This is a genomic window from Planococcus ruber, from assembly GCF_022819085.1.
GTDB classification, from domain to species: Bacteria; Bacillota; Bacilli; order Bacillales_A; family Planococcaceae; genus Planococcus; species Planococcus ruber.
Window position 1 is genome coordinate 389,338 of the sequence record NZ_JALHAG010000004.1, and the last position, 21,173, is coordinate 410,510.

Genomic DNA, 21,173 nt, shown 5'->3' on the forward strand with positions numbered 1-21,173 from the left:
CACCATCAGTGCACTCTCTTTACACCATCACCGTCTTTACTGGTCTTTTTCTTCGCTCGGCTATGTAACTGCCATTATAGGGGGTGGGTTGAACGTTTGTCAATTGGCTTTTAGGCGTGACGACACGGTTCTTAAGCTGTATGATAGATGAATAGCCATTCATTCTTTAAGGAGCTGAATTTATGAGTATACATAAGATTATTATTCCGACACCTTTTGCCGTAGGAGATGTAAACTCCTACTTATTAAAAGGCGACGCGCTGACGTTAATCGATGCGGGGCCAAAAACGCCAGAAGCATGGGAAGCGATAAAAGCGGGGCTTAGTGAAGTGAATCTGCGCCCGCAGGATATTGAACAAGTGATTTTAACGCACCACCATCCCGACCACGCTGGCTGGGTGGATGGTTTTGAAAATGCAAAATTGTATGGACATCCCTATAACGATTTATGGTTAAGGAGAGATGAAGCCTTTTTTCAATACCACGATGCCTTCTATTTGGAACGCTTAAAAGAAGAAGGTGTGCCGGATGACTTGGAATACTGGGTCAAAAAGATGAAGCGGCCGCTGAATCTGATGGGCAGCCGGCCGCTCGACATGTCGATTAACGAAGGGGATGCCCTGCCAGGCCATGCGGAATGGAAAGCCATGGAGACACTGGGCCATGCGCAAAGCCATTTGTCATTTTGGAATGAAGAAACGGGCGAAATGATCGGCGGCGACCATGTCATTGCAAAAGTATCGTCCAATCCATTGATTGAACCGCCGCTTGATCCGGACCAGGGGCGGCCAAAATCATTGCTTCAATACAATGAGTCGCTCGGGCGGCTATTGAAAATGCCGATCCAGGTCATTTACAGCGGACATGGTGAAGAAGTCTACAATATGAAAGAATTGATCTCTTCCCGTTTGGAAAAGCAGCATCTCCGGGCCATGAAAGTATTGAACATGATTGCGCACGAGGAAAAAACAGTTTATATGCTTGCTAAGGAATTGTTCCCGCATGCGTATGTGAAAGAACTCGGATTGACGCTTTCCGAAACGATTGGCCAGATCGATTATCTTTTGGAAGATGGGCTCATTACCGAAAGGCTGGACAGCGACGGCCTGTTTTATTACCAAAAAGCGTAGCGCCCTTCTTTCGTTTGATATTGCGTAATGGCAGGTTAGAGGGTAAAATGAAGCCGTTGGACTTTTCTAAATATGGACAGCACAACTGAGATTAACACGAAAAGGAATGGGTTATGTTGAAGAAATTCGCAATGGTGATGACAAGTTTGTTATTTTTAGCCGCGTGTTCAAATGATGAAGAGGCAAAGCCGAAAGTGGAAGAACCTAAAAAAGAAGAAGTTGCGACGGAGCAGCAGCAAGCGATGACGGAAGAAGGATTTATCACGCAAGTGACTACCGACCAGATTCTCGTCAACAATATTTACTTTACGATTCCGGAAGAAGTTAGCATAAAGCATGATGACGGCAAGGAACAGAAAGACGGCGTGATCAGCGATATCCGCACGGGCATGAAAGTGGTCGTAGACTATAAAGGGCCGCTCGAAGATTCGTTCCCGATGGAAGGCAAGGCCGAAACGGTTTCCATCCAGGAAGATGAAGCATCAGTGGAACAGGCCGAAGCTTTGACCGCTTTTATCGAAGGCGAGAAACTGCCGCGCTTGTTGATGCTCGGCCAGCCGATTGTCCGCGAAAACGAAATCGGCTTCCTGTTCACTAATATGGAGAATGGCAAAATGTCTGAAGTCAAAATCGACTTAGATACACATGAATATACAATTGGCGGAGAATAAGCTTTCTTTGCCAATCTTAAGTGTTAGTAGGAAATCCTGAATTTGTGCGAATATTTCAACAAGAAAAGCAGCTGCGGCTGCTTTTCTTTTTTTGCTTCAATGTAATTAAATTCACTTGCGCTAATAAATATTCCATGTTAGTATATGAATATTCATATTAGATAATGCATAAAAATACATTGGAGGTTTTCATATTGAATAAAAAGATCGTACTCGCATACTCAGGTGGATTAGATACATCGGTGGCCATTCCGTGGCTGAAAGGAAAAGGCTACGACGTCGTCGCTGTTTGCCTGGATATTGGGGAAGGCAAAGATTTAAACTTTATTAAACAAAAAGCGCTTCAAGTAGGAGCGGTTGAAAGCTATATGATCGATGCAAGAGAAGAATTCGCGAATGAATATGCACTTATATCCATGCAGGCGCATACGTTATATGAAGGCAAATATCCGCTTGTGTCTGCCTTGTCCCGTCCATTGATTTCGAAAAAATTGGTGGAAATTGCCGAAGCGACCGGGTCGACTGCAGTCGCGCACGGCTGTACGGGGAAAGGCAATGACCAGGTCCGTTTCGAAGTTTCCATCAAATCATTGAACCCGGCACTTGAAGTGGTTGCGCCGGTTCGTGCTTGGGCATGGTCGCGTGATGAAGAAATCGCTTATGCGAAAGAAAACAATGTGCCGATTCCCATCAATTTGGACAGCCCATTCTCGATTGACCAAAATTTATGGGGCCGCGCGAACGAATGCGGCATTCTAGAAGATCCATGGGCTGCGCCGCCGGAAGATGCATATGACATTACAAATGCGTTGGAAAATACGCCGGATACGCCGGATGTCGTGGAAATTGAATTTGAAAACGGCGTTCCCGTCCAATTAGACGGTGTTTCTTACTCATTCGCGAACTTGATCCTGGAATTGAACAAGCTTGCAGGCAAGCACGGCGTCGGCAGAATCGACCATGTAGAAAACCGCCTGGTCGGCATCAAATCACGTGAAATTTATGAGGCTCCTGCAGCGATGACATTGATTGCGGCACATAAAGAACTCGAAGATATTACACTTGTTAAAGAAATGGCGCATTTCAAGCCGGTAATTGAAAAGAAATTGACCGAATTGATCTACGAAGGCCTTTGGTTCTCGCCGCTTCGTACAGCGCTTCAAGCCTTTTTAGAAGAAACGCAAACTTTCGTCAACGGTACGGTGCGTGTGAAATTGTTTAAAGGCCATGCCATCGTTGAAGGACGTAAGTCAGCAAATTCTCTTTACAGCGAACAACTGGCTACTTATTCAACGGATGATACATTCAACCATGAATCGGCTGTCGGCTTCATTGAATTGTGGGGGCTTCCGACGGTCGTCAATGCGCAGGTCAATAAAAAAGAAGTCGCGATCCCTGAAAATGTGAAGGTAGGCGTTCAGTCATGACCAAACTGTGGGGAGGCCGTTTCCAGAAATCGGCCGAACAGTGGGTGGATGAGTTCGGCGCTTCGATTTCCTTTGACCAAAAACTTGTACTTGAAGATTTAGAAGGCAGCACGGCCCATGTCAACATGCTGTCGGCTTCCGGCATTCTTTCAAAAGAAGATGCGGCGCTCATCCTATCCGGGCTGGAGACGCTGAAAGAAAAAGCGGCAGCTGGAGATTTGGAATTCAGTGTAGCCAATGAAGACATTCATTTAAATTTGGAAAAATTCCTGGTCGATGAAATCGGTCCGGTCGGCGGCAAGCTCCATACAGCGAGAAGCCGAAACGATCAAGTAGCGACCGATATGCATCTTTATTTGAAAAACCGGGTAACAGAAATAATAGAAGCTGTAACTGCATTTCAGGCGGCAATCGTGGATCAGGCAGAAAGCCATGTGGAAACGATTGTCCCGGGCTATACCCATCTTCAGCGGGCACAGCCGATTTCATTCGGCCATCATTTGCTGACGTATTTCTGGATGCTCCAGCGCGATAAGGAACGTTTGTCGGAATCCCTCAAGCGCATTGACCTTTCGCCGCTTGGCGCAGGAGCGATGTCAGGGACGACATTCCCGATTGACCGGGAACTGTCAGCGAGCCTGCTCGGCTTTTCAGGCGTCTACCAGAACAGCCTGGACGCTGTCAGCGACCGTGATTTCATCGTCGAATTCCTAAGCAACGCGTCAATGCTGATGATGCATATGTCGCGTTTTGCGGAAGAAATCATTCTTTGGTCGAGCGAAGAATTCCGCTTCATTGAATTGGATGACGCTTTTTCCACCGGTTCGAGCATCATGCCGCAAAAGAAAAATCCTGATATGGCAGAGCTGATCCGCGGCAAAACCGGCCGTGTCTACGGCAATCTGTTTGGTTTGCTCACAACTTTGAAAGGCTTGCCGCTCGCCTACAATAAGGATATGCAGGAAGATAAAGAAGGCATGTTTGACACTGTCCATACCTTGATGGGCTCTTTGCCGATATTTGAAAGCATGGTCCGTACGATGACTGTCCGGACGGATTCGATGGAAAAAGCGGTCCATTCCGACTTTTCCAATGCCACGGAACTTGCCGATTACTTGGCAGCGAAAGGCATGCCTTTCCGTGAAGCGCATGACGTCACCGGGAAACTGGTCTTTACGTGCATCCAGCGGGGCTATTATTTAAAAGATCTGCCGCTTGCCGACCTTCAAGAAGCAAGTGCTTTGATTGACGAAGATATTTATGAGACGCTAATGCCCAAAACCGCTGTTAAACGCCGCAACTCACTCGGCGGCACAGGCTTTGAACAAGTACACCACCAGTTGGGACTTGCCAAGCAACTCATCGGGTAATCAAGTCCAATGTTATAAAGCCGTAGCGCTTGGTACCCGCTATCGGCGCCTTTTGAGCGGAATTCCTATCCCCCTTAGGAATTCCGTTTTTTTATGCTGTTTTATACAAGCAATCTCAGTCATGAGTCTGATTTATTTCAAAAATCGAAATAGTTATTCCTTTTCCATAACGGTATTGATAGAATAATAAAAGTATATCTTGTTCAATTTATGCAGTTCCATATCGTACAGCAAGGGGAAGAGAATATGCGTGTGTTTTTCGAGTTAGGATGGTTTTTTAAAGAACGGAAGCTTCATTATGCTGGCGGTATTTTCATGCTGTTGATTGTGGCATTTCTTGGAGTGTTGCCACCGAGGATTATCGGTTTTGTGGTGGATGAAATCAGCAAAGGGACGCTGACAGTTTCATATTTGCTGATGTGGCTCGGAGTGCTGGCGGGTGCTGCACTCGCCATGTACGCGCTTCGCTACGCATGGCGGATCATGATTTTTGGATCCTCCATTCTTTTGGCAAGAAATTTACGGGAACAGCTTTTCCGGCATTTTACCCGGATGTCTCCGGCGTTTTACCAGAAGCGGCGGGTCGGCGATTTGATGGCCCATGCAACGAATGATATTCAAGCCGTCCAGCAGACTGCAGGGGCCGGCGTTTTGACTCTTGTCGATTCCTTGGCTACCGGCGGGTTTGTCATTGCGGCCATGGCGCTCACGGTCAGCTGGAAATTAACGTTGATTGTCCTGCTCCCGCTCCCATTGATGGCTTTCATGACAAACTATTACGGCAAACTGATGCATCAGCGTTTCCACAAAGCACAAGAAGCCTTTTCGAGTTTGAATGACAAGACGCAGGAAAGCATTTCCGGCATGAAAGTGATCAAGACTTTTGGCCAGGAAAATGAAGACATCGAAGACTTTAAAAGGCTGTCTCATACGGTAGTCGATGAAAATATTAAAGTGGCCCGCGTCGATTCGCTGTTTGATCCGACCATTTCGGCCATCATCGGCATTTGCTACCTTTTGGCGATTGGATTCGGATCGTATTTTGTCGTTTCCGGCAGCATGACCATCGGCGACCTTGTCGCGTTCACCGCCTATCTTGGATTGCTGGTGTGGCCGATGCTCGCATTTGGCTGGCTATTCAATATCGTCGAACGCGGCCGCGCGTCTTATGACCGCATCCGGCTTTTGCTTTCTGCACCGGTGGAAATTGAAGACCAGGAAGACGCCGTTGACCTGGAGCCGAAAGGAGACCTGGTATTTGCACTTGACCGGTTTCATTTCACCAATGATGAGCGGGCAGCTCTCCAAAATATCCATTTCCGTTTAAAACGCGGCGAAACCCTTGGCATTGCAGGAAAGACCGGATCCGGGAAATCGGCCATCCTGCGTTTATTATTGAGGGAATTTGATCAATACGTAGGTGAAATCACCTTCGGCAGCATTCCGATCAATGAATACAAAAAACAGAACTTGCGCGAAGCGATCGGCTATGTGCCGCAGGAGCATTTCTTGTTTTCAACGACAGTTGCCGGCAATATTGCATTTGCCCGGCCGGACGCGACGATGGAGGAAGTTCAGGCGGCGGCTAAACTCGCTTATATCCATGAAGATATCCTGAATTTCACGCATGGCTATGAAACCGTGGTCGGAGAACGCGGCGTCTCTCTTTCCGGCGGGCAGAAACAGCGGATTTCAATCGCCCGTGCGTTAATGATGAAGCCGGAACTGCTGATTTTAGACGATTCGTTGTCAGCAGTTGATGCAAAAACGGAAGAAGCCATCTTGTCGTCGTTAAAAGAAACGCGCAGCGGGCAGACGACGATTATTACGTCGCACCGCCTTAGTGCGATCCAACATGCACATCAAATCCTCGTCATGGACGAAGGGACAGTGGCGGAGATTGGTACCCATGATGAATTGATGCGGAGAAAAGGGCGTTATTATGAAATGTATGAGCTCCAGCAATTAGAGGCGCTCGTTGAGCAGGGAGGCGAGGTATGATGGAAAAACAGCCGACGCTTACCGGCAAAGACCAATGGATTGTGTTTAAGCGCCTTTTGACTTATTTGGTTCCCCACAAGAAAATGCTGGCATTTGCTATGCTGCTTCTGGTATTGACCGTTTTAGGAGATGTGTTGGGGCCATTCATCATTAAAACGTTTATCGATGATTTTCTGACGCCGGGCAATTTTCCAACAGGCCCGGTCGTTGGCCTGGCAATAGGCTATTTATTCATCCAAATTTCCAATGTGGTGATCAGTTATTTTCAATTATTGAAATTCCAGGAAGCGGCTTTAAAGATCATTCAGCAAATGCGCATCGATGTTTTTGCCAAAGTCCAGAATCTCGGCATGCGCTATTTTGACAAAACGCCGGCCGGCAGCATCGTTTCAAGAGTGACGAATGATACGGAAGCGATCAAGGAAATGTTTGTCAGCGTCTTGATCGGCTTTCTCCAGAGCGCTTTCTTGATTATCGGCGTCTATATTGCGATGTTTTTCCTGAACGTGAAATTGGCGGCCATTTCGCTCGTTCTTTTGCCGATTCTGTTTTGGATCATGTATCTGTACCGTAAATACAGTTCCGTGTTTTATCAGGATCTGCGCGAGCGGCTTGGGCAATTGAATGCCAAGATTTCAGAATCCGTCCAAGGGATGGGCATGATCCAGGCATTAGGGCAGGAAGAGCGTTTGAAAGATGAATTCAGTGGCATCAACGAGCAGCACTGGCAAGCAGGAAAGCGCAACATCAAAATTGACGGATTGCTGCTGCGGCCCGCAATCGATTTGGTGTATGCATTGGCGCTAATTATTTTATTGAGTTATTTTGGCATCACTTCTTTTTCAAATACCGTTGAAGTCGGAGTGATTTATGCTTTTGTGACCTATATTGACCGGTTCTTTGAGCCGATCAACCAAGTCATGCAGCGGCTTTCCATTTTCCAGCAAGCGATCGTCGCTGCAGCGCGTGTTTTTTCGCTCCTGGACGAAGACGACTTGGCGCCTGCTCAAAACAGCACGGCTGGCACGATAGAAGATGGCCGGATTGAATTTAAAGGGGTCAGTTTTTCATATGACGGCACAACAGACGTGCTGAAAAATATTTCGTTTACGGCAATGCCTGGCGAGACAGTTGCACTTGTCGGCCATACGGGGAGCGGCAAAAGTTCAATCATCAATTTATTGATGCGTTTTTATGAATTCTCAAAAGGAGACATCTTAATTGATGGGAAATCGGTTAAGAATTACGAATCTCAGGAGCTCCGGAAGAAAATCGGTTTGGTGCTGCAAGATCCCTTCCTTTTCTATGGCAGCATCGAAAGCAATATCCGCCTTCATAACCAAAAGATGACGGATGCAGAAGTGCAGGAAGCGGCTGAATTTGTCCAAGCTGACCGGTTTATCCATGCGTTGCCAAACGGCTACCGGCAGGACGTCACAGAACGGGGTTCGACTTTTTCAAGCGGACAGCGGCAGCTGGTGGCATTTGCCCGGACGATGGCAACGAATCCGAAAATTTTAGTGCTGGATGAAGCGACAGCGAATATTGACACGGAAACGGAAATTGCGATCCAGGCAGGGCTTGAACGCATGCGAAAAGGGCGGACGACGATTGCGATTGCGCACCGGCTCAGTACGATCCAAGATGCTGATCAGATTCTAGTCCTGCATCATGGCGAAATCGTCGAACGCGGCACGCATCAAGAATTGCTATCACAACGCGGACTTTACCATAAAATGTATTTACTGCAAAACGGAATAGTAGAAACAATGTAAAGCGGCTTCGGCCGCTTTTTTGTGTTCAAAAATATAGGGTGAGCACTCTTGAAATACATGTAGAAAACTACATAAGGTTTATTTAAAAAAAGAAAAAACCAGTAATAAAAAAAGGAAAATAAGGCAAAAATCAATGTCCACAAATATGTCACAGGCAAAGAGGCGGTTTTGAGCGAGATTATTTGGTAAGATGGGAGGAGTAAAAAAGAGAAACTATGCTCATTGGAAATTGGGGAGCAGCAGTGGATTCAATTGGACTTTGACGCGCAAGTCGATTCTTGCAGTTGGAGCAAAGATAAGGAGTGACCGATAGTGGCTGCTGATATAAACTTGTTTTTGGCGTTTGGAGCAGGATTTCTTAGCTTTATCTCGCCGTGTACGCTGCCGCTGTATCCAGCATTTTTATCTTATATAACCGGGATGACGATCGATGAGATTAAAAATGACAAAAAGGTAATGCAGCGGCGCGGGATGTACCATACTTTGTTTTTCCTTTTAGGATTTTCAACTATTTTTATTGCGCTTGGATTCAGCACATCGTTCTTCTACGAATGGTTCTTGCGCTACGATGATTTGATCCGCCAATTGGGTGCCATCTTTATTGTGATTTTCGGACTGATGATCGTCGGCGTCTTTACGCCAAAATTCCTCATGCAGGACCGGAAGTTCTCATTTAAAAACCGGCCATCCGGTTTTCTTGGAACATTTATCATCGGCGTTGCCTTTGCCGCCGGATGGACGCCTTGTACGGGACCGATTACAGCAGCAATTTATGCGCTGGCGGCAACAAATCCGGGTTCAGGGATCTGGTATATGATCGCGTATATCCTTGGATTTGCGATTCCATTCTTTGTGTTGTCGTTCTTCGTCGCACAAACCGGATGGCTGCGCAGAAACAGCAACAAAATCATGAAAATCGGCGGTTATGTCATGATTGCAGTCGGCATTCTTCTTTTCTTCGACGGCATGACCTACATTATCCGGATTTTAGGTCCACTTTTTGGAGATTTCCAAGGGTTTTAAATGATGGTATGATTATCATCAGTAAAAGCTGATTAAGCGGGTGTAAGTATGAAAAACAAATTACTATTAAAACGAGGAAACAAGGTGGGGTTTGATGTTTGATATGATCTCCCCTGAAATAATGCTGATTGTGACGACTGTCGGCGCACTTGGCATGGGGGTCTTGGCGATGTTTGTCCGCAGCAAATCGGCGAAAAAGCCGGCTTCTATCAAAAAGATCGTTTTGCCGCCATTATTTATGTCGACCGGCGCGTTGATGTTCATCTTCCCATTTTTCCGGGTGCATCCGATGCAAATCCTGGAAGCCTGTTTAGTGGGCATACTATTTTCGACGGTCCTAATTTGGACGTCGAAATTTGAAGTGCGCGACGGCGATATTTACTTGAAACAGTCTAAAGCCTTTATGTTCATTTTATTTGGTTTATTATTGATTCGCGTCGTTGCCAAAGTGGTATTGAGTGCAAGCATTGACGTAGGCGAACTTGGGGGCATGTTCTTTATCCTGGCGTTCAGTATGATCGTGCCTTGGCGCTTGGCTATGTATCTGCAATATCGGAAAATGACGAATAAAATAAAAAGCGCAGTCCCGAATTAAGGGGCTGCGCTTTTTTATTGGGATACGGCCTTTTGATTTTCCTGATTGAAATAGACTTCATAAGGGCTCACATCGATCTGCATTTCAGCCAGTTTTTTGCGGAGGAATTTATGGTCCCTCTTTGGCGTAGCTAAAATATAGCCTCGAATGATATGTTCAAGTTTCATTGACTTCACATTTTCCTCTAATAGAATCTGTCCGATCCGGCCGGCAATTTTCTGCTTGGCTACTGGGCGGAAAAGATCTGGAACAGGCTGGACCAATTCATTCAACATTGCTTTTTCTTCAGTGCCCCATAAATGGATGGTTTTATCCACATAATATTCTTCCCAGTTTAAATCTGAAAGCCCATCTTCTTTTGGCATCGATTTAAGAAACTTGCGGAACATGAAATATCCGCCTATGGCAAAACTGCCAATTAAAACAGCGCCCCAGAATAAAATAAACCACAAAAACCAACCTTCTAGTGCCATGTTGTTCACCTCATTTATTCATACCTGTTCCTATTATAGAAGGGTTTTTTAAAAAATTCATTAAAAAGGTATCTTCTTTTTTCATTTGTGTCTATATAGCGAATGAAAGGAGGTGATCAACATGGCAGTCAGCGAATTTAAAAGTGCAAGCATCCGCTGCACATTTGACCTTGGCTTAGACAGCAAAGGCAAACCAAAGAAAAAAGTAAAAGCGTACCACAATGTTACAGAAGCAGCAGGAGCTACACAGATTTATGAAGTGGCAGTCGTATTGGCAGACTTCGGCACAAAACCGATGATGCTTGTTGAGAAACAATCCGGCTTGAACATCTTCGCGTAATCCAAAACATAGGGGGAATAGGAAATGGCCAAAACACTGGAATTGATTTTTGAAACAGCAGCTGGAAAAGATGTGACGCTGTCAGTTGAAGAACCGCGTGAAGATATCTCGCCGCAAGAATTAAACGCAGGCATGCAGACGATCATTACGCAAAATATCTTTGAAGTGGAAGGCTACGCTTTTGCAAAAGCGAAGGCAGCCCGGCTCGTAGAACGGAATGTCACCGATTATCCATTATAAGCAGCAAGGGCTCTCCTTAAAAAGGAGAGCTTTTTAATATAGGAACGAGGTGAAAAACGATGGATGAATGGATGCGTTTAATTCAGGAAGTGGGATTTCCGATCTTTGTGTCATTTTATTTGATGCACCGGGTGGAAGCGAAGCTGGTCGCAATACACGACGCGCTCATCACCTTGAAGACATCCTGACTTCACAGAATTGTGATAAAGGAGAGCCCCGAAATATTGAATTCAGCGATCCCTTTCGATAAGATGGATAGAGCAGAAGAATGGGGGCAGGCAATTGAAAGGTTTTAAAACGCTCGTGCTTTTCGCTATGGTCTTATTGCTTTCAGCATGCGGAGATCAGCCGATTGACGATTTCTCGCATACAAACCAGCGAGGCGAAACGGTGTCATTGGAAAGTTTAAAAGGCACGCCATGGCTTGCAACATTTGTTTTTACAAATTGTGAAACGGTTTGTCCGCCAATGACGTTCAATATGGCAGGAATTCAAGAAGAACTGATCAAAAAAGGCATCGAAGACTACAAAATTATTGCTTTCAGTGTGGATCCGAGAGAGGATACGCCTGAGAAACTGGCGGAATACCTCGCCAACTTCTCCGTGCCGGATGACTCCAAATGGAATTTGTTGACTGGCTACAGTCAGCAGGAGATTGCGGATTTTGCGAAAGAAAATTTTAAAGCTTTTGTCAAAGATGATCCGAACAGCAATCAGGTCGTACACGGAACTTCCTTTTATCTCGTTGACCAGGCAGGCAAGGTCGCCCATAATTACGATGGTTTCGAAGAAGTGCCGGTGGATGACATCGTCAAAGACTTGGAAAATTTAATCGAATGAAAAAAACCGGTCCCTAGAGACCGGTTTTTTCTTTGCTCAGCAAATCGCGGATTTCCACAAGAAGCTCTTCTTTTTTGTCGAGCACTTCTGGTTCTTCCTCTGCAGGCACATCTTTTTTGCGCTTGAATTTCGTAAACAATCGAATCACTAAGAATATAGAGAATGCAATGATGAAAAAATCGATGACCGATTGGGCGAAAGCGCCGTAACGAAGGTTTACGCCATTCAAAGAATAGGTTAAATCTTCGACACTGAAACCGCCGATTAAGATCCCAACAAGCGGCATAATGATGTCTTCAACAAGAGAAGAGACGATTTTACCGAATGCTGCCCCGATGACAACCGCGACAGCCAGATCCAAAACATTTCCTTTTAACGCAAATTTCTTAAAATCTTCCCACATGTTTATCACCACCTTTCTTTAAGTATACCGAAATGGCATCCTTTGGCTAGGCACAATTAATGGAAAATGGCAGGCTGTTTTTATTTTCCAAAAGAAAAATAAAAAACTTTATGGTAAACTAGGGGAAATATGTGATAGGTGTGGGGAAATGAAGAAAAAGAAAAAGAAGAGCCTGGCAACACGGATCCGGATCTGGTTTTTGATCTTCCTGGTGCCGGTATTGCTTGTGATGACCACACTCGCGATTGTGGTTTTTTATGTGTTTAACCCGGAAGATATTGTTCATACGATTAAAGAAACACCCCAGCAATTATTTGAACTGGAAGTCCCAAAAGAAAACATTCCGTTGTACAAAGAAGCGGCCGAAACGTACGGCATTCCGTGGACTTTGCTTGCTGCGCACCATCGCATTGAAACCAAATTTTCAACGATGGATCCAATGTTATCGCCAGTTGGCGCTGAGGGGCATTTGCAATTTATGCCCTGTACATTCGTCGGTTGGCAGCACCCAACCTGTTCAGGAAAAGGGGAAGGGGAAATATCGGAGGAAGAGAAAACCGATCCCGCTGTCATTAAAGAATACGGTGGATACGGAGTCGATGGGAACGGCGACGGCGTGGCAGATCCCTATGATTTAACCGATGCTTTATATAGCGCAGCCAACTTCTTATCAAAATATGGAGCGGCGGACGGCGATTTGGAAACCGCGATTTTCCAATACAATCATAGTGAAACTTATGTAAAGGACATTCTGCATTACTATCATTTGTATGAAGAGCAATTTAAAACGCCATAAAAAAAACGGGGCAGGTGCCCCGCTTTTTTTTATGCCTGTGGTTATGCTCTGCGGCCTTTTCTCATTGAACCTAAGATCAAGCTCAATACGAAGACAAGGACTAAAGCACCAATCAATGCAGGGATGATAAATACGCCCCAGATTTCTGGGCCCCAGTCTCCAAGCAGCAAGCTACCAAGCCATGCACCGATAATCCCTGCAATAATGTTCCCGATAATGCCTCCAGGAATGTCTTTGCCGAGGATTAGACCCGCAAGCCATCCGATGATACCACCCATGATCAAAAATAATATAAATCCCATTCTGTCCAGCTCCTTTTAAGGTTATGAATAATTGCTACACTGAATATATAACCTTATTCAGGACGTTTGAAACATGTACAAGTAAATTTTATAGGATTTCAGCGCCAAGGGTGTTTTTGAAATGCCGTAATGCCCAGCGATGGCCTTCTTCGTCAAAGCTCGCAACCGCTTCTTCATAGACTTTGATCGCGAAGTTTTTATTGTAAGCATCCACTGCAGTGTGGAGCACACAAATGTCCGTGCAGACCCCGACAATATGAACTTCTGTGATATTTCGCTCTCGCAGCATGATTTCCAGGTTGGTGCCGGCAAAAGCACTATACCGCGTTTTATCCATCCAAATAATTTCTTCTTTATGCTGCTCATAAACTTCTGCAAGGCGACCGTAAAGATCTCGCCCAGCTGTTCCGCGAATATTATGCGGCGGAAACAATTTCGACTCCGGATGCAGTTCATTTTCGTGTTCATGCAAATCGACCGGCATAACAACGAAATCGCCATTTTCTACAAATTCCTCTGTCAACGCGCAAATTTTCGATTCAATAGCTTGTCCCGGCTTTCCAACCGTCAACGCCCCATGGTCTGCGACAAAATCCACTGTGTAATCCACAACCAATAATGCTTTTTTCATCCCAATTCCTCCCATCCATTATGGATTCATCTAATCATAAAAACAATTTAAAGAAAAGTAGAAAAAATCTTTTGCAAATAAAATCATAATTCAGTATACTCCTTAAAAGGAGATAAGGAGATGAGAAATATGGTATATGAAAATACGCAGAAGCTGAATCGCCAAGCCTTGTTGTTTGTGGCGCTTCATACATTAGTCATTCTGAATTTCGTCATCGATTTCGAATTCTTCATTTAATCCTAAAAGCGCCTGTCCCGGCAATGGGACAGGCGCTTTTTCGGTTTAATCTTGTTTTAGTCGAGTCAGGGACTCTGTGAGCATGCGCGAAGCGGAGTCCAATGAAACTCCCATAATTTCCTGGATTTCTTCCAAATTCTTATGTTCCACCGTATAAAGATAATGGACATAAGCGAAACGAAGGTCTCCAGAGCGGATCGGCACGCCTAGAAAATCCGTTAAGGCTTCCGTATAATCTGATAGAGAGCCCATCTTGAACATGGAATAGCCGTCTTTCACTTTTGATGAAAGGAGGTAGGGCGTATTGCGGAAAACCGCTCGCTCGATGCCTTCCATCAAAACCGGAACTTCTGTGCCGGAAAATCTAAGCTGGCAGACATAGCCGTCTTTTTTCTCAAGCGGCAGCAAAAGGCCGCCATCGGCATCTTCAAAATCATCCACTTCAATCGTAGTCATATCACGCAAGCGCAATCCTCTCATATATAAGATAAAAAGGAGTTTGGCATTCAACGACAATTGGCTGGATTCCAGCACCGAATCTTTTTTCTCGAGCAGTTCAGCGTAATTGACATGGATATCAGCCGGCGTCAAATCCAGCTTTTCAGCAAATTTGAATTTGGGCATGAAGTCCACTGGAATTTTACCGATCTGCCACATGTAATCAAACCAGAGGCGGATGTAGATCAGCTTGCGGTTCAGCGTGCTGTCTTTTATGCCCGTTTCGTGCTGTTGCTGAAGAAATTTTTGAATATCAACTGGCCGGATCTCGTGCGGTTCCACCGGCTTTTTATACGTATTGCGCAAAAAGGCGAAGAGCGCTCGAATCAGTTGCACTTCATGGACAACCGTATTCGGGCTAATGCCATTTTTCAAACGATATTTTTCATAGCCATAAGGCATTTCGTCACACCCCTCTTCTCATTCTTTCCTTTAATTATACCATTCATTGGATGGAATAGAACGCACTTTCCCCTTTGAAATCCAGTATTCACGCGGTTTTTTGAAGGAATTCCTGTCATTTTCGATCTTACAGGCAAAATGCTTTTATTTGGTGGAAATGGGGTATGGCATACAAGAAGGCATATGGCTTATGAGCAAAAAATGGAGGCATTCGAATGTACAAAGAAGAAAATGCAAAAGTGCGGACAGCCGTCTTAAACGCGGTCGAAGGGATTCCCGACGAAGTGTTAAATACGAAACCTTCGCCGGAAGAGTGGTCTCCCATGCAAATCCTCGATCATCTACAGCTGATGGAATCGGTGGTCGCCCAAAATATCCGCAAAGAGCTGGCGAAAAGCGAAAGCGAAAAAGTACGGAAGAAACCGATTCAATTGACCGTTAGCCGATTGATTAAAGTGGATGCCCCGAAATATGTGGTTCCAACAAATGGCTTCGTCTCTCTTGAAGAGATGAAGAAACGGTTGGAGGCGTCCACAGCATTGCTCGACCAAGTCTATAGAGACGCGCCGGAAGATGCGCTAGAAGCAAAATCATTGCCGCATCCTGTTTTCGGGAAAGTGCCTCTGATTCAATGGTTTCCGTTTGTGGGCCTGCATGAAAAGCGACATCTGAAGCAGTTGGAAAAGACATTGGAAAAACTTCAGGGTAGTACGAATTAGTAATTGGAAAAACTTATCACATTCTATAATTTTAATGTAATTTACTTATGCTTCTGGATTCGTTATGATAGAAGAGGAGAAAAGACGCTAACAAGAGCCTTTTCAGAAGATTTAAAGGAGGAACATGATCATGGCAAAAAGCAGTTTGCATAACAGCCGTACTTCTTTTGAGCTAAATGGCAAAACGTATAACTACTATCGTTTAGCTGCATTAGAAGAAGCAGGAATCGCGAAAGTATCACGACTTCCTTATTCAATTAAAGTCCTTTTAGAGTCTGTCCTGCGCCAGCACGACGGATACGTCATCAAAGACGAGCATGTAGAAGAACTTGCAAAATGGGGCAAGAACGCTAACAAGGAAGCTGAAGTTCCGTTCAAACCTTCCCGCGTTATTCTACAGGATTTTACAGGAGTTCCAGTAGTTGTCGATTTGGCAGCGCTTCGTTCAGCTATGGCTGAAATGGGTGGAGATCCTAACAAAATCAATCCAGACGTACCGGTTGATCTAGTGGTTGACCACTCGGTGCAAGTAGACAGCTACGGCACTAACGAAGCATTGAAAATCAACACCAAATTGGAATTCGAACGCAACGCAGAGCGCTACCAGTTCCTTAGCTGGGCTCAAAAAGCTTACGACAACTACCGTGCAGTTCCGCCGGAGACAGGGATCGTTCACCAAGTTAACCTTGAGTACTTAGCGAACGTCGTCCATGCGATTGCGAACGAAGACGGTACATTCGAAGCTTATCCGGATACATTAGTCGGAACGGATTCCCATACAACCATGATCAACGGTCTTGGTGTTCTTGGATGGGGCGTCGGCGGTATCGAAGCGGAAGCTGGAATGCTTGGACAACCTTCATTCTTCCCGATTCCTGAAGTAATCGGAGTGAAATTGACAAATGCCTTGCCAAACGGCGCAACAGCTACGGATTTGGCGCTTAAAATTACACAAGTGCTTCGCCAAAAAGGCGTAGTTGGGAAATTTGTGGAATTCTACGGTCCGGGTGTTACGACATTGCCGCTTGCAGACCGTTCAACAATTGCGAATATGGCACCGGAATACGGCGCTACCTGCGGATTCTTCCCAGTTGATGAAGAAGCGCTTGACTACATGCGCTTGACTGGCCGCGAAGAAGACCACATCGCGACAGTGAAAGCTTATTTGCAGGCGAACGACATGTTCTTCGATGCAGATAAAGATCCGATTTACACAGATACAATTGAACTTGACCTTTCAACAGTCGAGCCAAACCTTTCTGGACCAAAACGCCCGCAGGATTTGATTCCTCTTTCTCAAATGAAAACGGAATTCAACAAAGCGGTTACTGGACCTGAAGGCCCGCACGGTTTTGCACTTGGCGAAGAAGAAATCAACAAGACAGCTACTGTCAACTTCAAAGACGGCTCTACAGCCCAAATGAAGACAGGCGCCATCGGCATCGCTGCCATCACATCTTGTACGAACACTTCTAACCCATACGTTATGCTTGGCGCTGGACTTGTTGCGAAAAAAGCGGTTGAAAAAGGCTTAATGCCGCCAGCTTACGTGAAAACGTCATTGGCACCAGGTTCAAAAGTTGTAACGGGCTACTTGCAGCAAGCTGGTCTTTTGGATTACCTTGAGCAAATCCGCTTCAACTTGGTCGGATACGGCTGTACAACATGTATCGGGAACTCTGGCCCGATGCTTCCTGAAATTGAAGAAGCGATTCTCGACAGCGACTTGTTGGTAACTTCTGTTCTTTCCGGTAACCGTAACTTTGAAGGGCGCATCCATCCGCTTGTAAAAGCAAACTACTTGGCTTCACCGCCGTTAGTTGTTGCTTATGCATTAGCTGGTACTGTGGATATCGATCTTCAAAACGACCCAATCGGACAAGACCAACAAGGCAACGATGTGTTCTTGAGTGATATCTGGCCAACGACGGAAGAAGTAAACGAAGTCGTGAAGAGCACAGTGACGCCTGAATTGTTCCGTAAAGAATACGCGCGCGTCTTCGACGAGAACGAAACATGGAATGCGATTGAAACAAATGACGATTCTCTCTACAACTTTGATGAGAATTCGACTTATATTCAAAACCCGCCATTCTTCCAAGGTCTTTCAAGAGAGCCACAGCCAATCCAAACACTTACGGATCTCCGTGTAGTGGCGAAATTCGCTGACTCGATCACGACTGACCACATTTCACCAGCTGGAGCAATCGGCAAAGATACACCAGCAGGGAAATACTTGCGCGAAAACGGCGTAGAACCACGCAACTTCAACTCTTACGGCTCACGCCGAGGAAACCATGAAGTCATGATGCGCGGAACATTCGCGAACATCCGTATCCGTAACCAAGTGGCTCCAGGAACAACTGGCGGCTTCACGACTTACTGGCCAACGGGTGAAATCATGCCGATCTATGACGCAGCGATGAAATACCAGGAACAAGGAACCGGCCTAGCCGTGCTTACGGGCAAAGACTATGGCATGGGCTCTTCACGTGACTGGGCTGCGAAAGGGACATTCTTACTTGGCATTAAAACAGTTATCGCAGAAAGCTATGAGCGTATCCACCGTTCAAACCTTGTGATGATGGGTGTTCTTCCATTGCAATTCGTGAATGGACAAAACGCTGATTCACTAGGGTTGACTGGACGCGAAAGCATCTCCGTTAACTTGACGGATGACGTGAAACCACGCGACATCTTGAAAGTCACTGCAACTGCTGAAGACGGCACAGTAACAGAATTCGACGCATTAGTGCGCTTCGACTCTGAAGTTGAAGTGGATTACTACCGCCATGGTGGGATCCTTCAAATGGTACTGCGCAGAAAATTAGTAGAAGCTTAAGAAAAGCGTAATCGCCAATAAGCTGCCGAGAAAATTCTCGGCAGCTTATTTTTTATTTCTAACGGGATTTTTTGTATACTTACAGACAGAGGTGAAAAGGAAATGCACATTAGTGAAAAAGAAATTGAAATCCGCTATGCGGAAACCGATCAAATGGGCGTCGTCTACCACGCCAATTACATCATCTGGCTGGAAATCGGCCGGACGAAATTGATCGAAGACTTAGGGTTTACATATGCTGGAATGGAAGAAGACGGCTACCTGTCGCCGGTGACGGACATTTCAATCCAATACAAAGCCGCGCTTCGCTACGGCCAAAAAGCCATCGTGCGGACGTGGGTGGAAGATCACGGCCGTTTGCGCACAACATACGGCTACGAAGTGCTCCACGAAGATGGGACACTTGCTGCGAAAGCGACATCCGAGCATGTCGTCGTGAAAAAAGACACTTTCCGCCCCGTATCGATCCAGAAAATCTATCCGGAATGGCATGCGAAATACGAAGAAATCAAAAGGAAGTCACCCGATGGCGTTCGGAATTAAGCGGGACGAATTGAATCGCTGGAAGCAGGACGTGAAGGAAGAAAAAATCGCTTTTCTGACCCATTATTGGATCGATGAGCGCTTCCCGGGTTCGTCGACCGTCACAAAAGTCGGCTGCAGCAATCTGGAAAAACTCGAAAAATGGGGCAGCCAATACGGGCTGAAACCGGAATGGATGGACCTGCGCGGCAACTATCCGCATTTTGACCTTTTTGGGGAACACCAGGTCCGCATCATGGAAGCCGAAGGCATGCTCGATCAATTGAATAAATTCAAAAAAGAAAAAGCGTGAGGAGCCTCACGCTTTTTCTTTTTCGTATGAATAATCCAGTTCGTGCAGGTCGTCATTAACCGAGACGACTAAGTCGTGGCCGTCAAAATACCAAATGTCCCGTTCTTCGATATAGTAGGTCACTTGGTCCTGTTCGATTTTCACAGCCGCCTCGTCCGGCTCGTCTTTTGTGACGCCGAGCGAGAAGCCGGGCTGCAGATTTCCTGCGCCTCCGTAGCGGACGAAAAATCGCACGGTGTCGCCGGATTCAACTTCCATTTCGTTATGGAACCATGTAAATGCATCTTCAGTGATTTTGATTTCCACGTAATGTGCACGCCCTTTCATTCAGCTACAGCCATTTGACTTTTGGTTCCGTACCGGCTTTGATGCGGGCGATATTCGCCCGGTGCCGGAAAATGATAAATGATGCGAGGATGATGATGACGATCAAAAACGGATAATCCCCTGTGTTCAGTGCATAGATCAACGTATAGATGACCGCAACGACCGCAAGGATGATTGATGACAGCGATACCATTTTAGTGATTTTCAAGGCAATCAGCAGAGCAACTACCGCCACGATGAACAAAGGCCATTGGTAGCCGAGCAAAATGCCGCCGGACGTCGCAACCGCTTTGCCGCCTTTGAATTTCGCGAAAATCGGGAACATGTGGCCAATGACCGCAATGACCCCAAATACCAGCGGATGGATGTTGGTGTCCATATAAAGCGGAATGAGGGTTGCTGCCGTTCCTTTTAAAATATCGAGAACCGTCACCACAATGCCTGCTTTGATGCCGAGGGTGCGGAACGTATTGGTCGCGCCCAGATTGCCGCTTCCTTTTGTCCGGATGTCCGTTTTATAAAAAATTTTCCCTACCCACAAAGCGGACGGGATCGAGCCGAGCAAATAGGCTAGTATGACTGGAAGCAAGATGTCCATGTTTAACTCCTTTAAACAGCTGATATTTATAGTTCAAGTTTAACATGAAGCGCATTCATCCGACAATATCGAGTGCCGGATTGCAAATGCTGATTGCTGTCGGATATGATACAATAGAGGAACACAGCGGTTGATGAGTGAAATCATCGGCTTCGCATGATACTGTTAATGCAAAGAAAAACGGAAAAAGGACAGGTGAATTGCATGAACAATCCAAGCCGTGAAGAAATCAAAAAAGTGTTGGATGCTGCAAAAACCATTGCAGTCGTGGGGCTTAGCCCGAACGTGAACCGGACGTCCTATATGGTTTCCGAAGCGATGCAAAAAGCGGGATACCGGATCATTCCGGTCAACCCGGCAGCCGATGAAGTCTTAGGGGAAAAGAGCTACGCCTCTTTGCTGGATCTGCCGGAGCCGGTCGACATCGTCAACGTTTTCAGACGCAGTGAATTTTTACCGGATCTTGCGGAAGATTTCAAAAGGATCGATTGCCCCGTGTTCTGGACGCAATTGAACGTTGTCGATGAAGAAGTCTTCAATGACTTGACCGAAAAAGGCTACACGGTCATCATGGACCGGTGCATCAAAGTGGAACATGCCATCCTTAAATAAGATCACCAAGGGGAAGAGGGCGCAAAGCTCTCTTTTTCTGTGATTATTGACAGATAGCACCGTTATCGATACGATTAAAAGAGTGA

At 45.8% G+C, this 21,173-nt stretch carries 25 protein-coding genes and 1 other annotated feature (1 of these 26 running past the window's edge); of the genes, 18 read left to right on the forward strand and 7 right to left on the reverse strand.

The features are described 5' to 3' along the window. Positions 1 to 62: a binding site (T-box leader), on the reverse strand (it extends 146 nt beyond the left edge of the window). Between the two features lie 120 nt (positions 63 to 182). The 8 genes from MTR82_RS09830 to MTR82_RS09865 all read left to right on the forward strand — a co-directional run bounded on the left by MTR82_RS09830 (position 183) and on the right by MTR82_RS09865 (position 9,992). Further along, positions 183 to 1,130, forward strand: a complete 948-nt coding sequence (locus tag MTR82_RS09830; RefSeq protein WP_246808862.1) for an MBL fold metallo-hydrolase — start codon at positions 183 to 185, stop codon at positions 1,128 to 1,130. Positions 1,131 to 1,243: 113 nt separating this feature from the next. Beyond that, a complete protein-coding gene (locus tag MTR82_RS09835) occupies positions 1,244 to 1,801 on the forward strand; it encodes a DUF3221 domain-containing protein (protein WP_234398952.1) in 558 nt (185 codons plus the stop codon). Between the two features lie 194 nt (positions 1,802 to 1,995). Next, positions 1,996 to 3,228: an argininosuccinate synthase gene (locus tag MTR82_RS09840; protein ID WP_279577045.1), complete on the forward strand. Its 1,233-nt coding sequence runs from the start codon at positions 1,996 to 1,998 to the stop codon at positions 3,226 to 3,228. Further along, complete coding sequence (gene argH / locus MTR82_RS09845; protein WP_246808863.1) at positions 3,225 to 4,598, forward strand: argininosuccinate lyase; 1,374 nt, start codon at positions 3,225 to 3,227, stop codon at positions 4,596 to 4,598. The genes MTR82_RS09840 and argH overlap by 4 nt, the downstream gene beginning before the upstream one ends. Positions 4,599 to 4,844: 246 nt before the next feature. Further along, entirely contained in the window at positions 4,845 to 6,599 is a 1,755-nt protein-coding gene (locus MTR82_RS09850; RefSeq protein WP_246808864.1) for an ABC transporter transmembrane domain-containing protein, read from the forward strand. Next, on the forward strand, positions 6,599 to 8,374 hold the full coding sequence (locus tag MTR82_RS09855) for an ABC transporter ATP-binding protein (protein WP_246809060.1): 1,776 nt from the start codon (positions 6,599 to 6,601) through the stop codon (positions 8,372 to 8,374). The genes MTR82_RS09850 and MTR82_RS09855 overlap by 1 nt, the downstream gene beginning before the upstream one ends. Before the next feature lie 312 nt (positions 8,375 to 8,686). Beyond that, positions 8,687 to 9,397, forward strand: a complete 711-nt coding sequence (locus tag MTR82_RS09860; protein WP_246808865.1) for a cytochrome c biogenesis CcdA family protein — start codon at positions 8,687 to 8,689, stop codon at positions 9,395 to 9,397. A gap of 94 nt (positions 9,398 to 9,491) precedes the next feature. Next, complete coding sequence (locus MTR82_RS09865; RefSeq protein ID WP_246808866.1) at positions 9,492 to 9,992, forward strand: CcdC family protein; 501 nt, start codon at positions 9,492 to 9,494, stop codon at positions 9,990 to 9,992. Positions 9,993 to 10,006: 14 nt separating this feature from the next. On the opposite strand, the gene MTR82_RS09870 is transcribed toward MTR82_RS09865, so the two are convergent. Further along, a complete protein-coding gene (locus MTR82_RS09870) occupies positions 10,007 to 10,465 on the reverse strand; it encodes a DUF2621 family protein (protein ID WP_246808867.1) in 459 nt (152 codons plus the stop codon). 121 nt (positions 10,466 to 10,586) lie between these two features. On the opposite strand from MTR82_RS09870, the gene MTR82_RS09875 reads away from it, so the two are divergent. The 4 genes from MTR82_RS09875 (at position 10,587) to MTR82_RS09890 (ending at position 11,885) form a co-directional block, all read left to right on the forward strand. Next, positions 10,587 to 10,805 carry a DUF1659 domain-containing protein gene (locus tag MTR82_RS09875; RefSeq protein WP_052651701.1) on the forward strand — a complete coding sequence of 73 codons (219 nt, stop codon included), beginning with the start codon at positions 10,587 to 10,589 and terminating at the stop codon, positions 10,803 to 10,805. Positions 10,806 to 10,829: 24 nt separating this feature from the next. After that, positions 10,830 to 11,045: a DUF2922 domain-containing protein gene (locus MTR82_RS09880; protein ID WP_246808868.1), complete on the forward strand. Its 216-nt coding sequence runs from the start codon at positions 10,830 to 10,832 to the stop codon at positions 11,043 to 11,045. 59 nt (positions 11,046 to 11,104) lie between these two features. Then, the gene (locus MTR82_RS09885; protein WP_110925612.1) at positions 11,105 to 11,233 is read left to right on the forward strand and encodes a YvrJ family protein; all 129 of its coding nucleotides are present in this window, start codon (positions 11,105 to 11,107) and stop codon (positions 11,231 to 11,233) included. A gap of 127 nt (positions 11,234 to 11,360) precedes the next feature. Then, positions 11,361 to 11,885, forward strand: a complete 525-nt coding sequence (locus MTR82_RS09890) for an SCO family protein (protein ID WP_246809061.1) — start codon at positions 11,361 to 11,363, stop codon at positions 11,883 to 11,885. 13 nt (positions 11,886 to 11,898) lie between these two features. Here MTR82_RS09890 and mscL read toward each other — a convergent pair whose 3' ends face one another. Further along, positions 11,899 to 12,288 (reverse strand): large conductance mechanosensitive channel protein MscL, encoded by a 390-nt coding sequence (gene mscL / locus MTR82_RS09895; protein WP_235199132.1) that lies wholly within the window; start codon positions 12,286 to 12,288, stop codon positions 11,899 to 11,901. Between the two features lie 148 nt (positions 12,289 to 12,436). Here mscL and MTR82_RS09900 point away from each other — a divergent pair, with 148 nt between their 5' ends. Next, positions 12,437 to 13,084, forward strand: a complete 648-nt coding sequence (locus MTR82_RS09900; RefSeq protein ID WP_246808869.1) for a lytic transglycosylase domain-containing protein — start codon at positions 12,437 to 12,439, stop codon at positions 13,082 to 13,084. A gap of 41 nt (positions 13,085 to 13,125) precedes the next feature. Here the strand turns inward: MTR82_RS09900 and MTR82_RS09905 are convergent, their stop codons facing one another. The 3 genes from MTR82_RS09905 to MTR82_RS09915 form a co-directional block, all read right to left on the reverse strand. Next, positions 13,126 to 13,386, reverse strand: coding sequence for a GlsB/YeaQ/YmgE family stress response membrane protein (locus MTR82_RS09905; RefSeq protein WP_052651697.1), 261 nt, complete (start codon positions 13,384 to 13,386; stop codon positions 13,126 to 13,128). A gap of 88 nt (positions 13,387 to 13,474) precedes the next feature. After that, positions 13,475 to 14,017, reverse strand: coding sequence for a cysteine hydrolase family protein (locus MTR82_RS09910; RefSeq protein WP_246808870.1), 543 nt, complete (start codon positions 14,015 to 14,017; stop codon positions 13,475 to 13,477). A gap of 282 nt (positions 14,018 to 14,299) precedes the next feature. Next, positions 14,300 to 15,154, reverse strand: a complete 855-nt coding sequence (locus MTR82_RS09915; protein WP_246808871.1) for a site-specific integrase — start codon at positions 15,152 to 15,154, stop codon at positions 14,300 to 14,302. 215 nt (positions 15,155 to 15,369) lie between these two features. On the opposite strand from MTR82_RS09915, the gene MTR82_RS09920 reads away from it, so the two are divergent. From MTR82_RS09920 to MTR82_RS09935, 4 genes are all read left to right on the forward strand, one after another. Further along, positions 15,370 to 15,873, forward strand: a complete 504-nt coding sequence (locus MTR82_RS09920; protein ID WP_246808872.1) for a DinB family protein — start codon at positions 15,370 to 15,372, stop codon at positions 15,871 to 15,873. Between the two features lie 130 nt (positions 15,874 to 16,003). Continuing rightward, a complete protein-coding gene (gene acnA, locus MTR82_RS09925; RefSeq protein ID WP_052651693.1) occupies positions 16,004 to 18,715 on the forward strand; it encodes an aconitate hydratase AcnA in 2,712 nt (903 codons plus the stop codon). A gap of 102 nt (positions 18,716 to 18,817) precedes the next feature. Continuing rightward, a complete protein-coding gene (locus MTR82_RS09930) occupies positions 18,818 to 19,258 on the forward strand; it encodes an acyl-CoA thioesterase (RefSeq protein ID WP_246808873.1) in 441 nt (146 codons plus the stop codon). Then, on the forward strand, positions 19,242 to 19,550 hold the full coding sequence (locus MTR82_RS09935) for a hypothetical protein (protein ID WP_246808874.1): 309 nt from the start codon (positions 19,242 to 19,244) through the stop codon (positions 19,548 to 19,550). Before MTR82_RS09930 ends, MTR82_RS09935 begins: the two co-directional genes overlap by 17 nt. A gap of 6 nt (positions 19,551 to 19,556) precedes the next feature. On the opposite strand, the gene MTR82_RS09940 is transcribed toward MTR82_RS09935, so the two are convergent. After that, complete coding sequence (locus MTR82_RS09940; protein ID WP_052654504.1) at positions 19,557 to 19,856, reverse strand: HesB/YadR/YfhF family protein; 300 nt, start codon at positions 19,854 to 19,856, stop codon at positions 19,557 to 19,559. 25 nt (positions 19,857 to 19,881) lie between these two features. Next, positions 19,882 to 20,475: a glycerol-3-phosphate 1-O-acyltransferase PlsY gene (gene plsY, locus MTR82_RS09945; RefSeq protein WP_246808875.1), complete on the reverse strand. Its 594-nt coding sequence runs from the start codon at positions 20,473 to 20,475 to the stop codon at positions 19,882 to 19,884. Positions 20,476 to 20,679: 204 nt separating this feature from the next. Here plsY and MTR82_RS09950 point away from each other — a divergent pair, with 204 nt between their 5' ends. Then, positions 20,680 to 21,087: a CoA-binding protein gene (locus tag MTR82_RS09950; RefSeq protein ID WP_246808876.1), complete on the forward strand. Its 408-nt coding sequence runs from the start codon at positions 20,680 to 20,682 to the stop codon at positions 21,085 to 21,087. Positions 21,088 to 21,173: the final 86 nt, after the last annotated feature.

Bases quoted from the DNA above. Each gene is read 5' to 3' on its own strand.
- MTR82_RS09880 (WP_246808868.1), top strand. From the start codon at position 10,830: ATGGCCAAAACACTGGAATTGATTTTTGAAACAGCAGCTGGAAAAGAT.
- plsY (WP_246808875.1), bottom strand. From the start codon at position 20,475: ATGGACATCTTGCTTCCAGTCATACTAGCCTATTTGCTCGGCTCGATC.
- MTR82_RS09835 (WP_234398952.1), top strand. From the start codon at position 1,244: ATGTTGAAGAAATTCGCAATGGTGATGACAAGTTTGTTATTTTTAGCC.
- MTR82_RS09870 (WP_246808867.1), bottom strand. From the start codon at position 10,465: ATGGCACTAGAAGGTTGGTTTTTGTGGTTTATTTTATTCTGGGGCGCT.
- MTR82_RS09950 (WP_246808876.1), top strand. From the start codon at position 20,680: ATGAACAATCCAAGCCGTGAAGAAATCAAAAAAGTGTTGGATGCTGCA.
- MTR82_RS09830 (WP_246808862.1), top strand. From the start codon at position 183: ATGAGTATACATAAGATTATTATTCCGACACCTTTTGCCGTAGGAGAT.
- MTR82_RS09915 (WP_246808871.1), bottom strand. From the start codon at position 15,154: ATGCCTTATGGCTATGAAAAATATCGTTTGAAAAATGGCATTAGCCCG.
- MTR82_RS09935 (WP_246808874.1), top strand. From the start codon at position 19,242: ATGGCGTTCGGAATTAAGCGGGACGAATTGAATCGCTGGAAGCAGGAC.
- MTR82_RS09905 (WP_052651697.1), bottom strand. From the start codon at position 13,386: ATGGGATTTATATTATTTTTGATCATGGGTGGTATCATCGGATGGCTT.
- MTR82_RS09865 (WP_246808866.1), top strand. From the start codon at position 9,492: ATGTTTGATATGATCTCCCCTGAAATAATGCTGATTGTGACGACTGTC.
- mscL (WP_235199132.1), bottom strand. From the start codon at position 12,288: ATGTGGGAAGATTTTAAGAAATTTGCGTTAAAAGGAAATGTTTTGGAT.
- MTR82_RS09900 (WP_246808869.1), top strand. From the start codon at position 12,437: ATGAAGAAAAAGAAAAAGAAGAGCCTGGCAACACGGATCCGGATCTGG.
- MTR82_RS09890 (WP_246809061.1), top strand. From the start codon at position 11,361: ATGGTCTTATTGCTTTCAGCATGCGGAGATCAGCCGATTGACGATTTC.
- MTR82_RS09850 (WP_246808864.1), top strand. From the start codon at position 4,845: ATGCGTGTGTTTTTCGAGTTAGGATGGTTTTTTAAAGAACGGAAGCTT.
- MTR82_RS09875 (WP_052651701.1), top strand. From the start codon at position 10,587: ATGGCAGTCAGCGAATTTAAAAGTGCAAGCATCCGCTGCACATTTGAC.
- MTR82_RS09920 (WP_246808872.1), top strand. From the start codon at position 15,370: ATGTACAAAGAAGAAAATGCAAAAGTGCGGACAGCCGTCTTAAACGCG.
- acnA (WP_052651693.1), top strand. From the start codon at position 16,004: ATGGCAAAAAGCAGTTTGCATAACAGCCGTACTTCTTTTGAGCTAAAT.
- MTR82_RS09910 (WP_246808870.1), bottom strand. From the start codon at position 14,017: ATGAAAAAAGCATTATTGGTTGTGGATTACACAGTGGATTTTGTCGCA.
- MTR82_RS09930 (WP_246808873.1), top strand. From the start codon at position 18,818: ATGCACATTAGTGAAAAAGAAATTGAAATCCGCTATGCGGAAACCGAT.
- MTR82_RS09885 (WP_110925612.1), top strand. From the start codon at position 11,105: ATGGATGAATGGATGCGTTTAATTCAGGAAGTGGGATTTCCGATCTTT.
- MTR82_RS09855 (WP_246809060.1), top strand. From the start codon at position 6,599: ATGGAAAAACAGCCGACGCTTACCGGCAAAGACCAATGGATTGTGTTT.
- argH (WP_246808863.1), top strand. From the start codon at position 3,225: ATGACCAAACTGTGGGGAGGCCGTTTCCAGAAATCGGCCGAACAGTGG.